The sequence below is a fragment of the Psychrobacillus sp. genome (genome assembly GCF_056205495.1).
This window is the reverse complement of the sequence record NZ_JBAEAP010000561.1, coordinates 1-5607: the sequence shown is the minus strand read 5'-3', so window position 1 is coordinate 5607 and position 5607 is coordinate 1. Positions and strand designations below refer to the sequence as shown.

Sequence of the window (5607 nt, the reverse complement as noted above, 5' to 3'; positions counted from 1 at the left end):
TAAAAGAGATCGTAGACGAAAACCCCTTTTTAAATAAATTCTATGAAGATATAGCAGAGTGGAGCTTTCAAACTGAAATGTTCTTTCTTTGTAATCGCTATAAGCAATTAAGTGATATTGAAAAAAAATACTTATCCAACGACACAGCAGTTGTTGCGGATTATCATATTTTTAAAAATCTTATTTTTGCAAAACGCTCCCTAAATGAGGTCGAGTATGAGAAATACGAGTCCATTTATCATATTTTAACGAAGGATATGCCAATCCCGAACATGGTAATTTATTTAGATGCAAGTATAGACGTGTTAGAAAACCGTATTGATTTACGTGGGAGAGAGTTCGAAAAGAAAATTAGTACAAGCTATTTAGAGCAACTTTCATCGGACTATAGAATGTTTATAGATGACTTTGAAGCAAGGCACCCAGACGTACCTGTTATTCGTTTCAACGGTGATGAAATGGATTTTGTACAGAACAGCCAGGATTTAAATATAATTTTAGAAAAAGTAAGTGCTACACTACATAAAAGGAGTAAATAACATGAACTTAAGAGAAAAGTATGGCATCCCAGCCAATGCTGTCATTACTATTGCAGGAACTGTAGGTGTGGGGAAATCTACTATGACAAAAATGCTTGCTGACGCATTACATTTTAAGACTTCGTTTGAAAAAGTAGATACTAACCCATATCTTGACCGTTTTTACGAGGATTTCTCTAAATGGAGCTTTCATTTACAGATTTACTTCCTAGCAGAGAGATTTAAGGAACAAAAGAGAATGTTTGAATATGGTGGAGGATTTATTCAGGATCGTTCTATCTATGAGGATACTGGCATTTTTGCTCAAATGCACAAGGAAAAGGGAACGATGGATCCAATCGATCATGAGACATATACAAGTCTATTCGAGGCAATGGTGATGACACCGTATTTCCCGCATCCTAACCTTTTAATTTATTTAGAAGGCTCTCTGGACAGTGTAATCGATCGTATTCATGAACGAGGTCGTCCGATGGAGCAGCAGACGCCAATTGCTTATTGGGAAGAAATGCATGGACGTTATGAAAAGTGGATTGATGGATTTAATGGTTGCCCGGTGCTTCGCCTTAACATTAATGATTATGATATCGTAGAAAATCCTGAAGATGTCGAGCTAATTCTTGAAAGAATTGGACATTTTATGGAACAAACACAGACAATTACCTTACGTAAATAATGAAAGCTTCCGCATTTATTGCGGAAGCTTTTTTGTTACAAAGGATGATATTAAGTAAAAGGGAGAATTCAATGGGGATGAGAAATGGTAGTAGTGGGAGGAAAGAAGGGTTAAACATGGAAAGCTTGGGGCGACTAAGTATGTTGAGGATTTCATTTTGGAACAATTCATAAAATAAAAAAGAAGCTGACCCATAAAAAGTCAACTTCTTAATATTCTGAACATGTATGGCTAAGAAAAATTCGTTACAAAAGCAACGAATTCAATCTCAAATTTATGCGTGTGTGTTGTTAAAAAATGGAGGAGGAAGAGGGATTCGAACCCCCGCGCGGTATGACCCGCCTGTCGGTTTTCAAGACCGATCCCTTCAGCCAGACTTGGGTATTCCTCCGAAGTACAAGAACTAATTTATCATGGATGAAATTCAAAGTCAATATTTTTGAAAAAAATATAGTAATTTCTTTAGAATAAATGTATAGAAAAAGTGAAACCGGATATTTCCGTTGATTTTTCGATAAAAAAAGCTTATACTGAATATTGCCGTGCTAGGTGGGAAGGTAGCGGTGTCTTGTAACTCGCAATCCGCTCTAGCGAGACTGAACCCCTTCTCGAGGTTGTTTATATGTAGGGTCTGGTATTTGCACGTGATGTTGACGTCTGGGTCCTGCGCAATGGGAGCCCATGAACCATGTCAGGTCCGGAAGGAAGCAGCATTAAGTGGTGCATTCTCATGTGCCGCAGGGTTGCCTAGACTGAGTTAACGACAAAGGTGCCGCCTATGTGTATCAATCGAAGGAAGGTGCACGGCTTTAAATTATATAATTCAAACTCATTCATCTTCGGAGGAATGAGTTTTTTTATTTGTCCATATTAGAGTTTGGAGCAGAAGTACAGTTCTCTTTATGATATAATTAGTCCATACTTTACTTAAACAAAAGAGGGAGGGAAACTTGTTGTCGTATCAAGCTTTTTACCGCGCTTATCGACCTCAGTCGTTTGCGGAAATGTCCGGTCAAACTCATATCAAGCAAACCCTTCAAAATGCCCTCCTTTATAATAAAACTACTCATGCATATCTATTTTCAGGACCAAGAGGAACAGGGAAAACAAGTGCCGCAAAGATATTTGCAAAGGCTTTGAACTGTGAAAATGGCCCTGCAAAGGAACCATGTAATGAATGTGAGACTTGTAAAAGCATTACAGAGGGTTCCAACACAGATGTAATTGAGTTCGATGCTGCTTCTAATTCTCGTGTAGAGGAGATAAGAGATATTATTGAAAAGGTGCGTTTTGCTCCTTCCAATGCTCGTTTCAAAGTTTATATTATAGATGAAGTGCATATGCTTTCTACAAGTGCCTTTAATGCTTTATTAAAAACATTAGAAGAACCACCGGCACATGCCGTCTTTATACTGGCAACCACAGAGCCACATAAGATACCATTAACCATCATTTCTAGATGTCAGCGTTTCGATTTTAAACGTATTACCTCAACTGATATCGTTTCTAGAATGATAGAAGTGCTGACAGATGCGCAAATTGAATACGATGTAAATGTTTTGAAAATCATTGCCCAGGCTGCAGCAGGAGGGATGCGAGACGCCCTCAGTATGTTAGATCAGGTGGTATCCTTTAGTGGCGAAACAATGACTATAGAAGATGCTTTACTTGTAACTGGTTCAATAGGTCAGGATGTATTTTATCAGCTTGCAGAAGCATTGAGTGAAAGAGATGTTGCCCATGCATTAGGGAGCATTGAAAAGCTCGTAGATGACGGAAAAGATCCTGTAAGATTAACAGAGGATTTTATTACGTTCTATAGAGATTTATTAGTACTACAGGTAGCTCCCGATCAAGCGGAATTGTTAGAAATTGCTACGGGAGATGAGCATTTTAGAGAACTTGCCTTTAAGTTTCCGGTAGAAACCCTTTATAAGAGTATCTCGATTCTTACAAACACCCAACAAGAAATGCGTTTTTCTAATCATGCGAAGGTCTATTTAGAAACTGCCATTATACGGTTGGCACAAGTACCTCAAGATGCAAACGTAGGTAACGTTAATACCACTGAATTAGAGAATAAAGTCCAGTTGCTTGAAGGGCAATTACAACAACTTCAGCAGCAATTAAGCCAAGGCACTTATACTACAGGAAACAGTCAAGGGGCTCAGCAGGAACAACCAAAGAGAACAAGACAAAAAGCCTCAGGAGTCAAAGTGTCTAGTGGACGTATTCAAGAAATTTTAAAAATGGCGACAAAATCAGATATCCAAGCCATTAAATCTCATTGGGCAACTATCCTACAACAGCTACAAAAGTCACATGCAGCGTTATTAAATGATGCGGAGCCAGTTGCAGCATCTTCTACTGCATTTGTGTTAAAATTTAAGTATGATATACATTGTCAAATGGCAATGGAGAATAAAACATTCTCAACTTCTTTCCCTCAGCTTATCGCGAATCTTACTGGAACGATGTATGAGGTAGTGTATGTACCTGAAGAAAATTGGTTAAAGATTAGAGAAGAATTTATTCAGCAAAATGGATTAAAGAAAGATTCAACAGAGTCAGAGGCGGCGTCTTCTTCAGAACCATTAGAAGCGATGGAGTTACTGCAAGGAATGGAAGAGATTTCAGAAGATCCATTGATTGTGGAAGCTGAGAGGCTTTTCGGCAAAGATTTTGTAGAAGTACATGATGACTAAGGAGGAAAATAATTATGCGTGGAATGGGAAATATGCAAGGTATGATGAAACAAATGCAAAAGATGCAAAAGAAAATGGCTGAAGCTCAAGAGGAGTTAGCAACTCAACGTTTTGAAGCGGTTGCCGGTGGTGGAATGGTGAAAGTTACTGTTTCAGGACAAAAAGAAGTATTAGAGGTAGCTTTAAATCCTACTGTTGTAGATCCAGACGATGTGGAAATGCTACAAGACTTGATCGTAATTGCAACCAACGAAGCAATGAAAAAAGCGGAAGAAACAGCTAATGCCACTATGGGTCAATTCACGAAAGGATTGAACCTTCCTGGCATGTTCTAGGAGGACAAATCATGCATTATCCTGAACCGATATCAAAGCTAATTGAAAGCTTTATGAAATTGCCAGGAATCGGGCCCAAAACAGCGGCCCGTCTGGCATTTTTTGTGTTAACTATGAAAGAAGATACAGTACTAGACTTTGCAAAAGCTCTAGTAGACGCTAAAAGGAACTTGAGCTACTGCTCGGTTTGTGGACATATCACGGACATAGATCCTTGCCATATTTGTCAGGATAAACAGCGTGATGGATCTATGATCTGTGTAGTACAAGATACAAAAGATGTAATTGCAATGGAAAAAATGAGAGATTACAATGGCTTATACCATGTACTGCATGGGGCTATCTCACCGATGGATGGAATAGGTCCAGAGGATATTAATGTACCGACCCTTTTAAAAAGATTACAGAATGACCAAGTAGAAGAACTGATTTTAGCAACAAACCCTACTATAGAAGGAGAAGCAACCGCGATGTATATATCTCGTCTAGTAAAGCCTTCAGGCATTAAGACTACGAGGATTGCACATGGTTTGCCTGTAGGTGGAGATTTAGAGTATGCAGATGAGGTTACTCTTTCTAAAGCTTTAGAAGGACGTAGAGAGCTATAAGGAGATGTAGAGCTGGATGTTTTTTAAAAAGGGGAAACTAAAAAAAGAATTTGATGAACGATTTGTAGAGCTTATTAAAGCTACCAAAGAAGATTGGCAACAAGCTCAACGAATTGAAGATTACTTGAATGACTATGATCTAGATGCAGTTGCTAAAAGGAAAATGGCAGAGAGTATACACTTCTATCTATATAAAGAGGCAAAGATTCGAAATGTAATTATAAAATAGAATATTAATAGTACTAGCTTCATATAATAAGAATATTGATTTTATGGAGGGATAATAACATGAAGTTAACCATTATTGTGTGTTCGCTAGTATTATTACTTTTTTTAGTATTGAAGAGTTCGTCTTCTAATTTATTTGAGAGTATTTCTATCTTGTTATTTCGTTTAGGGTTTTCTATTTTACTGTTATTTGGAGTTCATTTATTACTTGGAACAGCAGGATACGCGGTTCCGATTAATCTTTTTACAGGCGCAGTAGTAGCAGTGTTAGGAGTTCCAGGAGTAGCGTCAGTAGTAGCTATTTCTATACTAATATAAAAAAATAAAAAAAGTTTTTAAAAAGTGTTGACGTAAGTTTAAAACGAGTGTAATATAGTAGAAGTCGCCAAGAGGTAAACAAGTTTGGCTGACACAATGAACATTGAAAACTGAACATGCAAAACGTTAAGACATACAGCATCAACAAGCTTCGGCTTGATTGACGCAAAACAATTTTTGACATCATTTAATGATGAT

7 protein-coding genes, 1 tRNA gene and 1 other RNA gene are annotated in these 5607 nt (G+C 37.7%); 8 read left to right on the top strand and 1 reads right to left on the bottom strand.

Translation table 11 applies throughout. The features are described 5' to 3' along the window. The coding region (locus AC06OU_RS15840) for a deoxynucleoside kinase (RefSeq protein ID WP_475857056.1) at positions 1–539 on the top strand (539 nt) is incomplete at its 5' end. A gap of 1 nt (position 540) precedes the next feature. After that, positions 541–1215: a deoxynucleoside kinase gene (locus AC06OU_RS15835; RefSeq protein WP_169361350.1), complete on the top strand. Its 675-nt coding sequence runs from the start codon at positions 541–543 to the stop codon at positions 1213–1215. Between the two features lie 298 nt (positions 1216–1513). Here AC06OU_RS15835 and AC06OU_RS15830 read toward each other — a convergent pair. Further along, a tRNA-Ser gene (locus AC06OU_RS15830) sits at positions 1514–1606 on the bottom strand. Between the two features lie 149 nt (positions 1607–1755). Between AC06OU_RS15830 and ffs the strand changes: the two genes are divergently transcribed. The 6 genes from ffs to AC06OU_RS15800 all read left to right on the top strand — a co-directional run bounded on the left by ffs (position 1756) and on the right by AC06OU_RS15800 (position 5409). Beyond that, positions 1756–2022: signal recognition particle sRNA large type (ffs, locus tag AC06OU_RS15825), an RNA gene on the top strand. A gap of 146 nt (positions 2023–2168) precedes the next feature. Next, complete coding sequence (gene dnaX / locus AC06OU_RS15820; protein ID WP_475857054.1) at positions 2169–3920, top strand: DNA polymerase III subunit gamma/tau; 1752 nt, start codon at positions 2169–2171, stop codon at positions 3918–3920. Positions 3921–3934: 14 nt separating this feature from the next. Next, positions 3935–4255 (top strand): YbaB/EbfC family nucleoid-associated protein, encoded by a 321-nt coding sequence (locus AC06OU_RS15815; RefSeq protein WP_475857052.1) that lies wholly within the window; start codon positions 3935–3937, stop codon positions 4253–4255. Positions 4256–4266: 11 nt separating this feature from the next. After that, the gene (gene recR, locus AC06OU_RS15810) at positions 4267–4863 is read left to right on the top strand and encodes a recombination mediator RecR (RefSeq protein WP_169361347.1); all 597 of its coding nucleotides are present in this window, start codon (positions 4267–4269) and stop codon (positions 4861–4863) included. Between the two features lie 16 nt (positions 4864–4879). Further along, positions 4880–5092: a YaaL family protein gene (locus tag AC06OU_RS15805; protein ID WP_169361346.1), complete on the top strand. Its 213-nt coding sequence runs from the start codon at positions 4880–4882 to the stop codon at positions 5090–5092. A gap of 59 nt (positions 5093–5151) precedes the next feature. Continuing rightward, positions 5152–5409, top strand: coding sequence for a pro-sigmaK processing inhibitor BofA family protein (locus AC06OU_RS15800; protein WP_340881164.1), 258 nt, complete (start codon positions 5152–5154; stop codon positions 5407–5409). Positions 5410–5607: the final 198 nt, after the last annotated feature.

Bases quoted from the DNA above. Each gene is read 5' to 3' on its own strand.
- recR (WP_169361347.1), top strand. From the start codon at position 4,267: ATGCATTATCCTGAACCGATATCAAAGCTAATTGAAAGCTTTATGAAA.
- AC06OU_RS15835 (WP_169361350.1), top strand. From the start codon at position 541: ATGAACTTAAGAGAAAAGTATGGCATCCCAGCCAATGCTGTCATTACT.
- AC06OU_RS15815 (WP_475857052.1), top strand. From the start codon at position 3,935: ATGCGTGGAATGGGAAATATGCAAGGTATGATGAAACAAATGCAAAAG.
- AC06OU_RS15800 (WP_340881164.1), top strand. From the start codon at position 5,152: ATGAAGTTAACCATTATTGTGTGTTCGCTAGTATTATTACTTTTTTTA.
- AC06OU_RS15805 (WP_169361346.1), top strand. From the start codon at position 4,880: ATGTTTTTTAAAAAGGGGAAACTAAAAAAAGAATTTGATGAACGATTT.